Annotated in this window: 18 protein-coding genes; 10 read left to right on the forward strand and 8 right to left on the reverse strand. The window is 32.0% G+C overall.

Going from position 1 to position 17,561, the window contains the following annotated elements:
* The first annotated feature begins 9 nt into the window (after positions 1-9).
* Positions 10-798 (forward strand): anti-sigma factor, encoded by a 789-nt coding sequence (locus Q0739_RS01510; protein WP_298236923.1) that lies wholly within the window; start codon positions 10-12, stop codon positions 796-798.
* 175 nt (positions 799-973) lie between these two features.
* Here Q0739_RS01510 and aqpZ read toward each other — a convergent pair whose 3' ends face one another.
* The gene (gene aqpZ, locus Q0739_RS01515; RefSeq protein WP_298236924.1) at positions 974-1,660 is read right to left on the reverse strand and encodes an aquaporin Z; all 687 of its coding nucleotides are present in this window, start codon (positions 1,658-1,660) and stop codon (positions 974-976) included.
* Positions 1,661-1,807: 147 nt separating this feature from the next.
* Here aqpZ and Q0739_RS01520 point away from each other — a divergent pair, with 147 nt between their 5' ends.
* The 6 genes from Q0739_RS01520 (at position 1,808) to Q0739_RS01545 (ending at position 7,933) form a co-directional block, all read left to right on the forward strand.
* Positions 1,808-2,011, forward strand: coding sequence for a membrane or secreted protein (locus Q0739_RS01520; RefSeq protein ID WP_298236925.1), 204 nt, complete (start codon positions 1,808-1,810; stop codon positions 2,009-2,011).
* 6 nt (positions 2,012-2,017) lie between these two features.
* Positions 2,018-3,130 (forward strand): glycosyltransferase, encoded by a 1,113-nt coding sequence (locus tag Q0739_RS01525; RefSeq protein ID WP_298236926.1) that lies wholly within the window; start codon positions 2,018-2,020, stop codon positions 3,128-3,130.
* On the forward strand, positions 3,121-3,669 hold the full coding sequence (locus Q0739_RS01530; protein ID WP_298236927.1) for a sigma-70 family RNA polymerase sigma factor: 549 nt from the start codon (positions 3,121-3,123) through the stop codon (positions 3,667-3,669). Before Q0739_RS01525 ends, Q0739_RS01530 begins: the two co-directional genes overlap by 10 nt.
* Positions 3,670-3,768: 99 nt before the next feature.
* Positions 3,769-4,647, forward strand: a complete 879-nt coding sequence (gene lipA, locus Q0739_RS01535; protein ID WP_298236928.1) for a lipoyl synthase — start codon at positions 3,769-3,771, stop codon at positions 4,645-4,647.
* A gap of 3 nt (positions 4,648-4,650) precedes the next feature.
* The gene (gene gap, locus Q0739_RS01540; protein ID WP_298236929.1) at positions 4,651-5,667 is read left to right on the forward strand and encodes a type I glyceraldehyde-3-phosphate dehydrogenase; all 1,017 of its coding nucleotides are present in this window, start codon (positions 4,651-4,653) and stop codon (positions 5,665-5,667) included.
* A 28-nt stretch (positions 5,668-5,695) separates the two neighbouring features.
* On the forward strand, positions 5,696-7,933 hold the full coding sequence (locus Q0739_RS01545) for an ATP-binding protein (protein WP_298236930.1): 2,238 nt from the start codon (positions 5,696-5,698) through the stop codon (positions 7,931-7,933).
* On the opposite strand, the gene lpxK is transcribed toward Q0739_RS01545, so the two are convergent.
* Complete coding sequence (lpxK, locus tag Q0739_RS01550; protein ID WP_298236931.1) at positions 7,930-8,940, reverse strand: tetraacyldisaccharide 4'-kinase; 1,011 nt, start codon at positions 8,938-8,940, stop codon at positions 7,930-7,932. The genes Q0739_RS01545 and lpxK overlap by 4 nt on opposite strands.
* 54 nt (positions 8,941-8,994) lie before the next feature.
* Between lpxK and Q0739_RS01555 the strand changes: the two genes are divergently transcribed.
* The 3 genes from Q0739_RS01555 (at position 8,995) to msrA (ending at position 11,658) form a co-directional block, all read left to right on the forward strand.
* Positions 8,995-10,089 (forward strand): Nif3-like dinuclear metal center hexameric protein, encoded by a 1,095-nt coding sequence (locus tag Q0739_RS01555; protein WP_298236932.1) that lies wholly within the window; start codon positions 8,995-8,997, stop codon positions 10,087-10,089.
* Positions 10,090-10,092: 3 nt separating this feature from the next.
* Positions 10,093-10,872, forward strand: a complete 780-nt coding sequence (locus Q0739_RS01560; RefSeq protein WP_298236933.1) for a C4-type zinc ribbon domain-containing protein — start codon at positions 10,093-10,095, stop codon at positions 10,870-10,872.
* A 123-nt stretch (positions 10,873-10,995) separates the two neighbouring features.
* Positions 10,996-11,658 (forward strand): peptide-methionine (S)-S-oxide reductase MsrA, encoded by a 663-nt coding sequence (gene msrA / locus Q0739_RS01565; RefSeq protein ID WP_298236934.1) that lies wholly within the window; start codon positions 10,996-10,998, stop codon positions 11,656-11,658.
* Positions 11,659-11,957: 299 nt separating this feature from the next.
* Here the strand turns inward: msrA and guaB are convergent, their stop codons facing one another.
* The 6 genes from guaB to Q0739_RS01595 all read right to left on the reverse strand — a co-directional run bounded on the left by guaB (position 11,958) and on the right by Q0739_RS01595 (position 17,528).
* A complete protein-coding gene (gene guaB, locus Q0739_RS01570; protein WP_298236935.1) occupies positions 11,958-13,430 on the reverse strand; it encodes an IMP dehydrogenase in 1,473 nt (490 codons plus the stop codon).
* Between the two features lie 56 nt (positions 13,431-13,486).
* Entirely contained in the window at positions 13,487-14,191 is a 705-nt protein-coding gene (locus Q0739_RS01575) for an Insecticidal toxin complex protein (protein WP_298236936.1), read from the reverse strand.
* A 33-nt stretch (positions 14,192-14,224) separates the two neighbouring features.
* Positions 14,225-14,713, reverse strand: coding sequence for a hypothetical protein (locus Q0739_RS01580; protein WP_298236937.1), 489 nt, complete (start codon positions 14,711-14,713; stop codon positions 14,225-14,227).
* The gene (locus Q0739_RS01585) at positions 14,714-15,238 is read right to left on the reverse strand and encodes an FMN-binding protein (protein ID WP_298236938.1); all 525 of its coding nucleotides are present in this window, start codon (positions 15,236-15,238) and stop codon (positions 14,714-14,716) included.
* Positions 15,239-15,316: 78 nt separating this feature from the next.
* Positions 15,317-16,495 carry a hypothetical protein gene (locus Q0739_RS01590; protein ID WP_298236939.1) on the reverse strand — a complete coding sequence of 393 codons (1,179 nt, stop codon included), beginning with the start codon at positions 16,493-16,495 and terminating at the stop codon, positions 15,317-15,319.
* Positions 16,496-16,664: 169 nt separating this feature from the next.
* Complete coding sequence (locus Q0739_RS01595; RefSeq protein ID WP_298236940.1) at positions 16,665-17,528, reverse strand: hydroxymethylglutaryl-CoA lyase; 864 nt, start codon at positions 17,526-17,528, stop codon at positions 16,665-16,667.
* Between the last annotated feature and the right edge of the window lie 33 nt (positions 17,529-17,561).

Here is a 17,561-nt window from a genome sequence, read left to right on the forward strand (position 1 = left end):
AACAAAGTCATGAATGAGAAAATAACTACTTTTTTAAATTCTGGCCTATTAGAAAAATATCTAGTAGGTGAAACTACTTCTGCCGAAACAGAAATGGTTGAAACTTATATTTCAAATTACCCAGAAGTACAGAATACCTACAATACGTTGCAATTCAATCTAGAAGTGGTTGCTAAAAGCAATGCTGTTGAAGCTCCTAAAAGCATCTTGAATAATATTCTAGATGAACTTGACGAAAAACCTGTTGTTAATTTAAATAAAAAGGTAAAACATATTTCTTGGTATAAATTTAGCATTGCAGCTAGTATTGCTGCTTTAATTTTCGCTGGAACTTCAATTTATTTTTACAATCAAAATAAAGTATTACAAAACGAATCTTTAATTGTAGATAATGAAATTGAAGATTTACGTGGCGATATTGCGAAGAATAATATGATGCTCGATAATGTTTTAAGGCAGTTATTAAAGCTTAACAATCCTGAAACTGAAAAATACATTATTAAAGGAAATGAAAGAGCCAAAGACTTAAAAACTGTTGCATACATAAACCCTAAGGAAAAAACGTCAATGATTGACATTGTATCTCTCCCAGAATTACCTGAAGAACAATGCTATCAAATTTGGGCAGAACTACAAGGTAAAATGGTAAATTTAGGTATTTTAGATAAGGCAGACAGAAGGCTTAGAGCTATGCCATTTACCGAAAATGCACTTGCTTTAAATATAACCATAGAGCCAAAAGGTGGTAATAATATAGCTTCATTGGAAAACTCTGTAGCTACAATAAGCTTGCAATAAATTGAGCTTAAAATAAACAAAAGAGGCTGTCTAAAAAGTAAGTTCAATGTCATATTGAGCCTGTCGAAATATTTTTGACTTACTGATAATCAATATAGGTTTCGACAAGCTCAACCTGACAAATGAAATTATAAACACTTTTAGACAGCCTCTTTTGTTATACTGCTGTTTCTAATTATTCTTTATCAAATAAAGCCTTATGAATAAATCCTGCCACAATAGCACCTGCTATTGGAGCAACCCAGAACAACCAAAGCTGTGATGTAAATTCGCCACCAGCAAACAACGCTTGACTTGTTGAACGCGCAGGATTAACAGATGTATTTGTAATAGGTATACTTATTAAATGAATTAAAGTTAACCCAAGACCTATTGCAATTGGAGCAAATCCTTTAGGTGCTCTATCATTTGTGCTTCCTAAAATAATTAATAAGAAAAATGCTGTTAATAAAAACTCAGCAATCAATGCTGCAGTCATAGAATAACCATCGGGAGATAAACTACCATAACCATTAGCGGCAAAACCTCCAATGGAAACAAAATCGGATTTATTGGTTAGAATTAAATATAAAGCACCCGCAGCTACAATAGCTCCAACTAATTGGGCTAATATATATCCAATTAAATTTTTGGCTTCAAATTTTCCTCCAGCCCATAATCCAAGTGAAACCGCTGGATTAAAATGACCGCCAGAAATGTGCCCTACTGCATAAGCCATAGTTAAGACTGTTAAACCAAAGGCTAGAGCAACGCCAACAAATCCAATTCCTAAATCTGGATAACCTGCTGCAAAAACTGCGCTTCCACAGCCTCCAAAAACAAGCCAAAAGGTTCCAAAAAACTCTGCAAATAATTTTTTCATAATTAAATAATTTTAATTGGTTAGTATTTTTAAAAGTACAAATAATTAATAATTAGACACTAAAAAATAATTTAGTCACATCTCATTTCTAGTTATATCGCATTAAATTTACAGTGTAAAAACATTATCTTTGCAAAAAATATTTAGATGAAACTTGTTTTAATTACGTTTGTTTTATTAGGTCTAGGAATTGCAGGAATTGCTATTAAAATTTGGGCAAAAAAGGATGGTAAATTTGCTGGAACTTGCGCTAGTCAAAATCCCATACTAAATAAAGAAGGCGAAGCCTGTGGCTTTTGCGGAAAAACACCTGACCAATTTAGCGACTGCAAAGAACCTCAACATTCTTAGAGTCTTATGACCATTCTTGATATTTTATTCTACAGTTTTATTGTAGTTGTATGTCTTCAAGTTTCTTTTTATCTTTTTATATATGGAAGTTTTGCTTTCTCGAAAAGTAAAAAATCTACTCAAAAAAATATTGCTGTTTCTATAATAGTTTGCGCTAAGAATGAAGCTGAAAATTTACGTCAATTTTTACCAGCAATAATAAATCAAGAATATCCAGAATTTGAAATCGTTTTAATTAATGATGGTTCCCATGATAAGACTCTAGAAGTCATGGAAGACTTTAAAAACAAATATTCACATATAAAGATTGTAGATGTAAAACCTATTGAAACTTTTTGGGGTAATAAAAAATACCCCTTAACACTTGGTATAAAAGCATCAAAGCATGATTTTCTTTTGTTTACAGATGCCGATTGCAAACCAGTTTCCAAACATTGGATTAAAGAAATGAGTGCTCATTTTAGTAATAAAACCTCTTTAGTTTTAGGTTATGGAGCACATTCCAAAATTAAAAATTCACTTTTAAACAAACTTATTAGATACGAAACATTAACTACTGCCATTCAATACTTTTCGTTTGCCAAAATTGGTATCCCTTACATGGGTGTTGGTAGAAATTTAGCATATAAAAAAGCTTCCTTCTTTAATGCTAATGGTTTTATGGGACACATGAATATTAAATCTGGTGATGACGATTTATTTATAAATCAAGTCGCTACAAAAGATAATACAGCCATTTGTTTTTCAGAAAAAAGTTTTACAGAATCGGTACCGAAACCAAATTTAAAATCTTGGATTAATCAAAAGAGGCGTCATGTTTCTACAGCTAAACATTATAAGAGAAAACACAAGTTAGTGTTGGCTTTATCATATTGTCTTAATCTCTTATTCTGGATTTTTGCTACTATTCTTTTAATTTCAATATTTAAATGGCCATTCGTAATTGGTTTACTCTTGTTACGACTATTAATTCAGTATGTTGTAGTTGGATTTTCATCAAAAAAATTAAAAGAGACAGATTTATTAATTTTACTTCCGTTCTTAGAAATTTTCTTAGTTACTGTTCAATTATTTATATTTATAAATAATATCGTATCAAAACCAAATCATTGGAAATAGAAGAAGCTATTAAGCGTGCCAAGAAAAATGATCAAAAAGCATTTAATTATCTTTTAGATCTATATTGGGATGACGTATATGGCTTTCAATTAAAACGGATTCAAAATGAAAATGATGCCGAAGATGTTACTATTCGTGCATTTTCAAAAGCTTTTGATAAAATTTCAACTTTTAATGAATCTTACAACTTTAAAACATGGATAATTGCTATTTCAAAAAACATTCATATTGACTTACTTAGAAAAGAGAAAAATTCCATTACTCAAGTTATTACAAAAGATAATCGAGGTATTTTTCAAGTTTTAGATGAATCTCCTACCCCTGAAGATAAACTTATAACAGAGCAGCATTTAGCAAAATTACTTCGAGATATAAAAAAGTTAAAGCCGCATTACCAAAAAGTAATTAATCTAAGATACTTTCAAGAATTGAGTTACAAAGAAATTTCTAAGGAACTTAACGAACCTATTAATAATGTAAAAGTGAAGCTATTGCGTGCAAAAAAATTATTAGCAAATATTATAAGTCAAACTAAATAAATTTCTCATTTTTTACTTCAATTCCTTTAGCCTATCAAAGATAGATTTAAGGCATTATAAATAGAATACTTTGTATCTTTGTCGCTACATTGTTATAGTATGAATTCAGAAACCACTTCAAACATATTACCAGAGAGACAAGCGAAACCAAAATGGCTTCGTGTCAAGTTACCAACTGGTAAAAAATACACAGAATTACGAGGTTTAGTTGATAAATATAAACTAAATACAATTTGTACTTCGGGTAGTTGCCCAAACATGGGTGAGTGCTGGGGAGAAGGTACAGCCACATTTATGATTCTAGGCAACGTGTGTACACGTTCTTGTGGGTTTTGTGGGGTAAAAACTGGAAGACCAGAAACTGTAGACTGGGATGAACCCGAAAAAGTAGCGCGTTCAATAAAAATTATGCAAATAAAGCATGCGGTTTTAACCAGTGTTGATAGAGACGATTTAAAAGATATGGGAAGCATTATGTGGAGTGAAACCGTAAAAGCTGTTCGTAGAATGAATCCTGAAACAACACTTGAAACACTTATTCCAGATTTTCAAGGAGTTGAGCAACATATTGATAGAATTATAGACGTCGCTCCAGAAGTTGTATCGCATAATATAGAAACTGTTAGACGTTTAACTCGCGAAGTACGCATACAAGCAAAATACGATAGAAGTTTGGGTGTTTTAAAGTATTTAAAACAACAAGGACAACGAAGAACTAAATCGGGAATTATGTTAGGCCTAGGTGAAAGTAGAGAAGAAGTTATTGAAACTCTTCATGATTTAAAAGAGAATAATGTTGACGTTGTTACTATAGGTCAATACCTTCAACCAAGTAAAAAGCATTTACCTGTAAAACAATTTATTAATCCAGACCAATTTGATGAGTATCGAGAAATAGGATTAGAATTAGGCTTTAGACATGTTGAAAGTAGTGCATTAGTGCGTTCATCTTACAGAGCGCAAAAACACATTAATTAAATCATGATTAATGTTGCTATAAACGGCTTTGGAAGAATAGGAAGACGTGTTTTTAGACTTCTAGAAAACCAATCTAATATTCAAGTAGTTGCAATAAATGATTTAGCAGATGGTAAAACATTAAGTCACCTTCTAAAGTATGACAGTGTTCATGGTATTTTCAATGGAAACATATCTTTTGAAACAGGTAAGCTAGATGTTAATAACAGGCATATTTCACTTCTTAACGAAAATCACCCTAAAAATATTAACTGGAAACCTTTTAATGTCGATTTTGTTATTGAGTCAAGCGGAAAATTTAAAACTACCCAAGATTTACAAAGTCATATCTCAAATGGTGCAAAGTGTGTGATTTTAAGTGTCCCGCCAATTGAAAACGACATTAAAACAATTGTACTTGGTGTTAATGATGCCATTATAGATGGATTTGAAACTATTATTTCTAACGCGTCTTGCACTACAAACAACGCTGCTCCAATGATAGATGTTATAAATAAACTTTGTGGTGTAAACCAAGCATATATTACTACGGTTCACTCCTACACCACCGATCAAAGTTTACACGATCAGCCACATAGAGATTTAAGGCGTGCTAGAGCTGCAAGTCAATCTATTGTACCAACAACCACTGGTGCTGCAAAAGCACTAACTAAAATATTTCCCAATTTATCTGATGTTATTGGAGGTTGCGGGATAAGAGTACCTGTAATAAATGGTTCTTTAACCGATATTACTTTTAATGTTAAAAAAACCGTTTCAATAGAAGAAATTAATGATGCATTTAAAACGGCTTCTCAAAATCACTACAAAGGGATTATTGAGTACACAAACGATCCTATTGTGTCTATTGATATTGTTGGAAATACACATTCTTGCATCTTTGACTCCCAAATGACATCGGTTATAGGAAACATGGTGAAAATTATTGGATGGTATGATAACGAAACAGGATATTCTCAAAGAATTATTGACTTATTGTGCAATTTATCGGAAAAAAAGAGTGTTTTGTCGATAAAATAATTATATTTGTCATTAATTAAGCGTTATAATGTCCCAAATTAAACACTACATATTTGCATTAGTTTTGCTTATAGCAACGACTGTGTTCTCTCAAGAGTCGATTAGTGATGATCCAGAAATGGTTCAAAACAGCATTGATTATCACATTTCTGAATCAAAAAAAGATGTTGACAATTACAATTACTTCGAAGCACAAAAAAAGCTTGATGAAGCTTTAGCATTAGCAAAAAAGATAGATAACAAAATTAGCATAGGAATTATTCATGCCACAAAAGGAAAACTACAATTATTGATAGAAGAAGAGGATCAAGCAATCAAATCTCTTACCAAAGCTGTAGAAAACCAAAGACTTATTAATGATAATATTAATATTGGTGTTTCATACAAGATATTTGGAGACATCTATTTAAAGAAAAAAGAATACTATGCGGCATTAGATTCTTATAAAGCAGCAACCACAAAATTTGAAGAAGAAAACCTTGAAAGAAATATGGCAGAAGTTCTATTTTGTGAAGGCTTAGCCTATATAAAATTGGGGGATCTTAAAAATGCCAGAATACATTTTGAACAGTCAATTTCTTTAGCAAAAAGATTCAATTTACAAAGAACAGAAAGCAACAGTTTAGCTAATCTTGCAAAAATATCTTTAGCACAGGGAGATGCAGATAAAGCATTAGTATTTACCAACGAAAGTTTAACAATTGCTAGAGAATATAACTACGCCGATATTTTGAGTGATTTATATCTATCACTTAGCGAGATACATTATAAGATAGAAGATTTTAAGTCGTCAAACGACTATCTGAAAACGCACTTAAAAATATCCGATTCACTCCGCTTAGTTAAACGTGAAAACCTATCTCCAGAGAAAAAAATCCAGTATTTAATAAATGACCAAATTGAGAATAATAAAAAACAAAAAGAAGAATTAGCTGAAGCGAATAGTAAAAACGATTTAAGTAACCTTATCTCAATATTAAGTGTCGCTTTAATCACTATACTTTCCTTATTAACCTTATCGCTTTATAAGAACAATAACATTCGTTTAAAAACGAATAATATGCTTCATAAAAAAAATAGTGAGCTTATTATTGCCAAAGAAAAAGCCGAACTAGCCTCTAAAACTAAAGCTAATTTCTTATCAACAGTAACGCACGAGCTTCGTACACCCTTATATGCAGTTACAGGATTGAGTAATATGCTGCTAGATGAAAATCCAAAACCAGAACAAGTTCAGCATCTTAAATCGCTTAAGTTCTCTGGAGATTATCTTTTAACCTTTATAAATGACATTCTTCAAATTAATAAAATTGAAGCAAATAAAGTTGAAATTGAACCCGAATCATTCAACTTAAAAAAGAAAATAAACAATATTGTTTTAGCATTAAACAATTCAGCTTTAGACAATAACATAAAAATTCATTTTGAGTTCGATAAAGACTTACCCCAAAATTATATTGCAGATCAATTAAAAATATCTCAAATTCTTATAAATCTTATTGGAAACTCTATAAAATTTACAAAGGATGGCGATATTTGGATACGTGTTTATAAAATTGATCAAAAAGATAACACTTACATCTTACGTTTTGAAGTAGAAGACAACGGTATTGGTATTAGTAAAGAAAAGCAAGAAAATATGTTTGAAAGCTTTTCGCAAGGTTCTATACAAATCAATAGAAAGTATGGAGGTACAGGTTTAGGTTTATCAATTGTGAAGGGTTTAATCGATATTTTAAAAGGTAAAATCTACTTGAAAAGTGAGTTGGAAAAAGGGACAACCTTTTATTTTGAAATTCCTTTAGAATATACACCAAAAGAAGAAACATCTGTTGATAATAAACCTTCTTACTTTAATAAAGATAACGAAATTGACTTAACTAAAGTGAAAATTTTAGTGGTAGAAGACAATAAAATAAACCAGATGATTACCAAAAAGATTCTAACAAAAATGAATCTTAAATGCGATATCATTGATAATGGTGAAGATGCCGTAAATATGATTAAGACTAATAACTATGATATTATCTTAATGGATATTCACATGCCTGGAATTAGCGGTATTGAAGCTACTAAAATTGTTAGAACATTCGACAAAGAACTTACTATTTTTGCGCTCACAGCCGTAACTATTGAAGATAAAATGCATGAATTTGATGAAGCAGGATTTACAGATATTATCCCTAAACCATTTAAACAAGAAGAGTTCGAGAAAAAACTATTTAATGCATTAAAATCTAATACCAAATCTAATAAATCTGCTTAGTTGTAGCTTTTAACAAAACTTTCTATCAGACTACAAAAATTAGCCTCATTATCTATGTTAATTTGAATTGGCAAATAAAACAGTTTATGCTTTAGTAAATTATATTGTTTTAATCGCATAAAGTCTTTTTCTGTTGTAAGTATTAATTCTTTTTTCTCAATATCTTTAATATCTTGAGCAGTAAACTCATGATGGTCTTTAAAATTAAGATGCTCAAACTTTAATTTTCTTTCCTTCAAAAAATCAACTAAAGAATTGGCATTCGCAATACCCGTAACCAGAGTAAACTCATTTAATTTAGTTAAGTTTTTCTTTCCTTCTGAAGAAAAAACAAAATCTGAATAAGCAATTGAACTAAAAAACACTTGTTGGTTTTCTTGCCTATTAATACGTTTTAAAATAGTTTCCTTATCTGTTGAAGCTAAATTATCAGGACATTTAGTAACAACTATTGCATCTGCCCTATTCATTCCAATTCTAGGCTCTCTTAAATTACCAGTAGGCAAAACAATATCATTAAAATATGGGTTTTGGTAAGTGGTTAACATAATATTAAAACCAGCTTTTACTTTTCTGTGCTGAAAAGCATCATCAAGCAAAACTACCTCTGGTGGGTTCGCAATAGCAAGCAACTTTTGTATTCCATTATTTCTATTAGTATCTACAGCAACATCGATATCTTTTTTAAACTTAGTATAAAACTGAAAGGGTTCATCACCAATTGATACACTGGTAGAATTTTTATTAGCCAATTGAAAACCATTGGTTTTTCTTTTATAACCTCTGCTTAATGTGGCAACTTTATAATCATCTTTTAAAAGCCTAATTAAATATTCAATCATTGGTGTTTTTCCTGTTCCACCAACGCTTAAATTACCAACACATATTATAGGTAAATTATAAGAAGTCGATTTTTTTATACCCAAATCATATAGTCTATTTCGCAACCTGGTTACCAAATAATATATAGGCACAATAGGAAATAATATGTATCGTAAAATTTTCACTATAGCGAAAATATAATATTTATATTTGTTTTATAACCCATCTCAACAAATAATATGGTTATTCAAGACGTTATAAATCATTTAGAAGAACTTGCCCCATTGGCCTATGCCGAAGATTTTGATAATGTTGGTCTTTTGATTGGCGACAAAAACGCTAAAATTACTGGCGTTCTTGTAACTCTGGACACACTAGAAAGTGTTGTAGACGAAGCTATTTCTAAAAAATGCAATCTCATTATTAGTTTTCACCCAATTATTTTCAAAGGCTTAAAAAAGCTTACAGGTAAATCTTATGTAGAACGTGTGGTTATGAAAGCCATAAAGCATGATATAGCAATTTACAGCATACACACAGCTTTAGATAATGCATCACTTGGTGTCAATAATATGATTTGCAATCAGTTAAAACTAGTAAACAGGCGTATATTAATTCCACAAAGCAGTACTATAAAAAAACTGACTACCTATGTCCCCAAAAATGAAGCTGAAAAATTAAGAACAGCTCTGTTTGAAGCTGGAGCAGGAAATATTGGAAACTATAGTAATTGCAGTTTTAACGTTGAAGGGCATGGTACATTTAATGGTAACGAGCAATCCTCACCAACTAAAGGTAAAAAAGGTAAAACACACACTGAGAGCGAAACTAAAATTACAATAACATTTGCCAAACATTTAGAATCTAAAGTACTTGAAACTCTCTTTAAATCGCACTCTTACGAAGAAGTGGCTTATGAAGTAACAACTATTGAAAATAAAAATCAAAACATAGGAATGGGAATGGTTGGAGAACTTGAAACACCTATGGAAGAATCTTCGTTCTTAGACTATTTAAAAAACAAAATGAATGCGAAAGCTATTAGACATTCAGCCTTCATTAATAAAAACATTAAAAAAGTTGCTGTTTTAGGAGGCTCTGGTAGTTTTGCAATAAAAGCTGCAAAATCTTCTGGTGCCGATGCTTTTGTAACTTCCGATTTAAAGTATCATGACTTTTTTACCGCCGAAAACAGTATACTTTTAGCAGATATTGGACATTATGAGAGCGAACAGTTCACAAAAAATCTTTTAGTAGCATATTTAACAAAAAAAATTACTAATTTTGCAGTCGTTTTATCAAACACAAATACCAATCCTGTTAAGTATTTTTAAAGTATGGCTAAAAAGAAAGAAGCAACTGTAGAAGAGCGTTTAAGAGCTTTATACGATTTACAATTAATCGATTCCCGCATTGATGAAATAAGAAACGTTCGCGGAGAACTTCCTTTAGAAGTACGCGATTTAGAAGATGAAGTAGCTGGACTAAACATTAGATTAGAAAAATTAGTTTCAAATTTAGAACTAATTGATAACGATATTATTTCTAAAAAGAATCTTATTGAAGAATCTAAAGCGCTAATAAAAAAATATACAGAGCAACAAAAAAACGTTAGGAATAACAGAGAATATAACTCCCTTACTAAAGAGGTTGAATTTCAAGAATTAGAAATTGAACTAGCAGATAAGCACATAAGAGAGTTTAAAGCTCAAATAGAACAAAAGAAAGAGGTTATTGCTGAAACAAAAGAGCGTTTAAAGGAGCGTGATAATCATCTTAAGCACAAAAAAGGTGAGTTAGACGCTATTTTAGCTGAAACAGAAAAAGAGGAGAAAGCATTAATTGGAAAATCTGAAGAATACAAAACACAATTAGAAGAGCGTTTGGTATTTGCATACAATAGAATTCGTAAAAATGTAAAAAACGGACTTGCCGTTGTGCCAATTGAAAGAGGTGCATCTGGAGGTTCTTTCTTTACTATTCCACCTCAAGTACAAGTTGAAATTGCTTCTCGTAAAAAAGTAATTACAGATGAGCATAGTGGGCGTATTTTAGTTGATGCCGCATTAGCTGAAGAACAAAAATCAAAAATGGAAAAAATGTTTTCTAAACTATAAAACATTTTAAAAAATATATTCAAAGCCTTCAGTTTTCTGAAGGCTTTTTTTATTATGAAAACTTTCACACGATATTTTTATAAGGTTTTGTATTTTTATTCGTCTATTGGATAAAGAAAACTTATGAAACCTTTATTACCATTACTATTTTTTAGTCTATTCTTTAGTTGCCAAAATACCGCTCAAGTAAACCCCAAGCAACAAGCAGTTATAAATGCAAAACCCGTAGAAGTACCATTACAGAATGGTAAGGCAAAAGCTTATTTTGCTAGCGGGTGCTTTTGGTGTGTTGAAGCTGTTTATGAAAGTGTAAAAGGAGTAAATGAAGTAATAAACGGTTATTCTGGCGGCTATAGTAAAAACCCAACTTATGAAGCCAGCAATACAGGACGAACTGGACATGCTGAAGCGGTAGAAGTTATTTACAATCCACAAGTTGTTAGTTTCTCTACTTTAGTAGATGTATATTTTGCCTCGCAAAATCCGATACAAGTTAATGGCCAAGGTTCAGATAAGGGATCCCAATATCGATCTATAATCTTTTATCAAAATGAAGAGCAAAAGCAAATTATTTTACAAAAAAAAGAAGCTTTAGCTAAAAAATTAAATGCGACTATTGCTGCCGAAGTTTATCCATTTCAAAAGTTCTGGATTGCAGAAAACTACCATCAAAATTATGAGCGTTTGCATCCTAATAACGGTTATATAAGAAATGTATCAATCCCAAGATTAAAAAGGTTTCAAGCTCAGGTTCCTAAAGAGTTATTAAAAGAAAAAGACCATTAGTCTTCAATATTTTCAAGCCTAAATTTGTGAAAAATTTTAGCTGGCCTTAGTTATACTTCTAATATAACTCACCTATGCTGTAATCTCGGTTTACTTCGATTCTTATATAATAATTGTACATCTATAAAATTCGTTTATACAGCTTGGACTACTTAAAAACCTAACAAATTAAACATACACTTGCAAACCGAATAAAACAGGCTTTCTTAAAGACTCTGAAAAATATTCGTTTAAAACAATAGTGTTGAAACATAAAGCTAATAAATACTAGCGGTGTATACAAACACTTTATACGAACCTTATCTAGAATAATTAGGCGATTCTTTAGTAATGGTTACATCATGTGGGTGGCTTTCATTAATACCACTAGCTGTAATCTTAACAAACTGTCCCGTTTCTTTTAGCGTTTCTATATCCTTGGCACCACAATACCCCATACCAGCACGTAACCCACCAATAAACTGGTGAATACTTTCATATAAATCGCCTTTATACGGTACGCGACCTACAATTCCTTCTGGTACTAATTTTTTAATATCGTCTTCTACGTCTTGGAAATAACGGTCTTTACTACCTTCTTTCATGGCTTCAACAGAACCCATCCCGCGATAAGACTTAAACTTTCTTCCTTCGTATATAATCGTTTCTCCAGGAGATTCTTTTGTTCCTGCTAAGAGCGACCCCAGCATTACAGTATCTGCACCAGCTGCAATGGCTTTTGGAATATCCCCTGTGTAACGAATACCGCCATCTGCAATTACTGGAACACCTGTGCCTTTAATTGCTGCCGCAACTTCTAAAACCGCAGAAAACTGTGGAAACCCAACACCTGCCACAACTCTAGTTGTACAAATGGACCCTGGTCCAATGCCAACTTTAACTGCATCGGCACCTGCTTCAACTAAATATTTAGCTGCTGTACCCGTAGCGATATTTCCAACAATAACATCTAACTCGGCAAACTTCGCTTTAATTTCTTTTAGTACATTAACCACACCTTTGGTATGCCCGTGCGCCGTATCAATAACCACAGCGTCAACGCCTGCATTAACCAAAGCTTCTGCCCTTTCAACAGCATCTCCAGTAACACCTATTGCAGCTGCTACACGTAAACGTCCATATTGATCTTTATTGGCATTGGGCTTCTGACTTAACTTTGTAATATCTCTAAAGGTAATTAGTCCAGATAATTTAAAATTATCATCTACAATAAGTAGTTTTTCAATTTTATGTTCTTGTAGTATAGCTTCAGCATCTTGTAAAGAAGTTCCAACTGCCGCTGTTACCAAGTTTTCACTTGTCATAACTTCGGTAATAGATCTTTTATTATCATGCTCGAAGCGTAAATCGCGATTGGTAACAATACCCTTTAAAATCCCTTCATTATCCACAATTGGAATCCCACCAATACCATACTCTGCCATGTACTGCTTTGCATGCTTTACCTTTGCCTTTAATGGTAATGTAACTGGGTCGATTATCATCCCGCTTTCTGCACGTTTTACTTTTCTTACTTTGGTAGCTTGCGCTTCAATAGACATGTTTTTATGCAAAACCCCAATACCACCTTCTTGCGCCATAGCTATAGCCATTTTACTTTCGGTTACTGTATCCATAGCAGCCGAAATAACAGGTACATTAATAGTGATGTTACGCGTAAATTTTGTTTGAATGTTGACTTCTCTAGGAAGAACTTCTGAAAAAGCTGGAACTAATAGAACGTCGTCGTAAGTAAGACCTTCTCCTACTATTTTATCTTGATGTGCAGTCATGGCAATTACGTTATAATTGCGTGCAAATATACAATTAAATTCTAAGATAAAAGGGATTATTTATAGGCTTCTTTACAGTAAGGTTTTAATTGACTTATCGCATAATCCAAACGGTGTTTCGCATTCGATAAATTATCATGAAACCTTATAGGTTTAGGCACAACCAAACTATATAAAAACGTGCCCTTTGCTATTCGGTGCAAGGTTTTAAGATCTTTTTCTTTTATATTTTTATAAATAGAATCAAGCCAAATATATTGTTCTTGTTTTAAAATGTTATTATCCCAATTGTTTGCCTCTTCTCCTTTTAAAATTGATTTTAAATGGTAAAGTTCTTTTAGTTCTTGGAACGCATTTTTAAAAACTGTTTCACTTCCATTAAAAGCATATTGCTTAATACGCTTTTTTGAAAACAATGAATATGGAAATACTTCTAACAAATGCATTTTTTTTGAAATGAAATGTGCCATTTTCACCCAAAGAATTTCGTGCTTTTTGTCATCTAAAGCTTTGTAAAGCCATTCATAAAAATCTCTTCGTTGTACAATCTTACTATACTCTTGAGGCAAATTATTTTCTAAATTATAAACATTTGCACGATGCCAAATTATCGTATTATTTATTCTATCTGATTTTAACCAATCTGAAGCTGATAGCGATTCTTTTTGAGTCGTCTTTTGATAAATTCTTAAACTACGCCACTCCTTAGCTAAAAGTAAATTGCTAAAAAGTAATAGTATGACAAGTATTCTCCACCTCATGATTGTGATAAAAATACAAGAAATTAAAATGAATTATCTTTTTTGAAGTAACTGCTTAAGAATAATAATGACAGAAATTGTGAAAGTAAGTGTCATTAATATACCAGAAAACATTACAATATATTTCATCCATAGAAGGTTTTTCCACAGAAAATAAAGACCTCCAAACGTAAGAATGACCGATACAAAAGGTTCTATTATTAAAAACAGTTTTAACTTTCTTCCTAGTTTAGTTATTGAAACAATAAGACCCACTAAGAAAAAAATGATAGACATAGACAAAATATGATTATGTACCAACGTAAGCATTTCTTGGTCACTTTTTTTAAAATGCATGACCTCTGCATTTTCGTCATCTTCATTTCCTAAATATTGCTCTTCAATGCCATTTGGATTCGCAGAAGAGGTTTCTTCTACAAATAATAGACCTGTATAAAAACCAATACTCAACACAATAATGAATGCTCCGATTAATAGCTTAATCTCTTTAGGAAGGGTAAGTATTAATCCGTTTAATTGCATTTACAAGATATTTTTTTCGTGAAGTATTTTTAGTGATTCAAGTAAATCATTCATCGCGTTTGTCATTGAACGCACAGAGATAGTTGCACCAGAAATAGCCATGATATTATCTCCATATTTAAGGTGATCTCCACCTTTTTTTCCAATAAATTGTTTTAACCAACGCTTACTCCCTATTTCGCCTCCATACTCTTCTCTGTACATTAGAACTTTCGATTTTACAACTATTAAATCTTTATCTAATAATACTAGGTAGTCAAACTCAGCGGTTTTACTTGGTGCTTTTGATAAATAAGCATAACCAATAAGGTTAGTGTCATTTAATATTTTGAAAAGATTGTTCTCTTTAAATTCTGATGGTAACTCTTCTGTGATTTCTGAATCTATAATTACTTCTGTGAAGTCAAAAGTTTCAATATTAAAACTACCTCTTATTTCTTTATCTACTTTCTTTTGAATGTTTTTTGGCAAACCAAAAGACATCATCGCAAAAATTAAAAGTAATACGAGGTATTTAAGTTTCATCTTGTAAAAGTATTGTTTTTTTTGTTCTTGCAACTAAAGTGCCAAACACCTATTAACTGTGAAATGAATATTCGATTTCTAAAACCAAACACCAATTCCGAAATTAAGTCTATTAGCTACATCGCCACCAGAAACTGCATTATCTCTAAATTGATAGTCTCCTTTAAACACAACACCTGGTGCTATATGATAACTTAATCCTGTTGTTAAATCGTTACGATTGTAGGCATCGTTTTGTGGTAAGCCGCCATCGGTACCTGCATGTGTATCATACTGTTCATATCTTACAAAAGCGAATAATCTTTGTGCTTTCTCTTGTGGTAATAAATTAAAAGCACCTTCTATATACCATCCTTGAAGCGCACTACCTAAATCACGGCCTGTTAAATTATTATAAGCTTCGGTATCACTTAAACTCGCATGTATAAATTGCCCTCTTGCCGTAAAACGACGATAAGCATAACGCGCATCTAGTCCAATCATTGAAATACCAATATTGGCTCCATCAATTTCTTCTATATCATCGGCCGCTTGCGTTTTACCAAAATAGCCAGCAAGTCCTAAACGTAGACCAGGTACTCCATAATAATCAAATTTTGTTGATAGTGTAGGGCTATCAATAGTCGATTTAATTGCTTTTTGGCGACCGCCACGTAAGCCATTAGAGCCTTTTAAAAAACCGCTAACACCACCTTCACCATCGGCAATTGTAGATTTAAAACCATTAAACACATACGCTTGATATCCTAAAGAAATTTCATTGAAACGACCAGTAACACCAAAACCTATTTCGCGCCAAGTTGTTGGTATAATAGCATTATCAACCGCTGGTCTTTCTACGCCATTAAAAGTTGTAGGTTCGTGAAATTCGTTAACAATCCCCATTGGAACCAACATTAAACCACCACGTAAACTTACATTGGGCGCAATGGCATAATTTACAAATGCCTGCTCAACAAAAACTTCTTCTACATGTTCTAATTCTAGTTCTGTTACAAACTGTGTTCTATCGTTAAATTTATACCCAAAAAGCAATACCAAACGTTGCACGTCTAATTCACCATTTTGTGCTTCTGGTTGGTTATAAGTAATTTCTCCATAAGCACCTACAGTAACTGCTTTTCCATAATTACCAGACAATAAACGCTGTGCTGCATTTAATTGTTTTTGTGGATCGAAAGTAATAGAATCCTGTGCTGTTTGTGCCGTTACTACCGATACAAATAAGATTGAAAAAAGTAGGGTTAGTTTTTTCATTTTAAAGTTGCTTTGTCTTTATTTAGATTGATTATAAATAATAATATGATTCGAAGCTGCAAATATAAAACACATAATTACTTGGACAAATTTTATTTAGATTAATTTTAAATAAAGTTTTAAACACTTAAACAAACTACTGTATATCAGATGTTTATCTATCACATATTTAATGGGAAAAATTGAAAATTTTAGAAGCTTCGTTATAAGCACTCTCGAAACTAAGGGCATTCAAATTATTTTTTTTCTTCGATGTGAAGTAGGATAGTAATTTTTCTGTAGGCATATTACCTGTAAGTTCATCTTTTGCCATAGGACATCCTCCAAAACCTTGAATTGCCCCATCAAAACGATTACAACCTGCCTTATACGCAGCATCTACTTTTTCAAACCATGTTGTTTGTGTTGTATGTAAGTGTGCACCAAATTCTATATTAGGATAGCGTGGTATTAAATTTGAAAATAAATAATCGATGTTCTCAGGATTAGACGTTCCCACCGTATCGCTAAGAGACAATATTTTTACGCCCATATTACTTAAACGCTCTGTCCACTCACCTACAATATCTACATTCCAAGGATCCCCATAAGGATTTCCAAAACCCATAGATATATAAACCACAACTTCCTTATTAGAGGTATACGCTATTTCCAATATCTCCTTAAGAGTAACTACAGATTGTGCAATCGTTTTATGCGTATTACGCATTTGAAAATTCTCTGATATAGAAAACGGATACCCTAAGTAATCTATTTCTTGATGATTTGAAGCATCATTTGCGCCCCTAGTATTGGCTATAATTGCAAGAAGCTTACTAGTTGTTTTACTTAAATCTAATCGTGATAGAACCTCTGCAGTATCAACCATCTGAGGAATTGCCTTAGGTGAAACAAAACTCCCAAAATCAATAGTATCAAATCCAACACGCAATAACGACTGAATATACTGTACTTTTTGCTCCGTTGGAATAAATTGCTTTATACCTTGCATAGCATCGCGTGGGCATTCAATAATTTTTACAGGTTTTGGCATGTAACTTTTAGATTCGGGATAAAAATACTATTA

The organism is uncultured Algibacter sp., assembly GCF_947487605.1.
In the GTDB taxonomy this organism is placed as follows: Bacteria; Bacteroidota; Bacteroidia; order Flavobacteriales; family Flavobacteriaceae; genus Algibacter_D.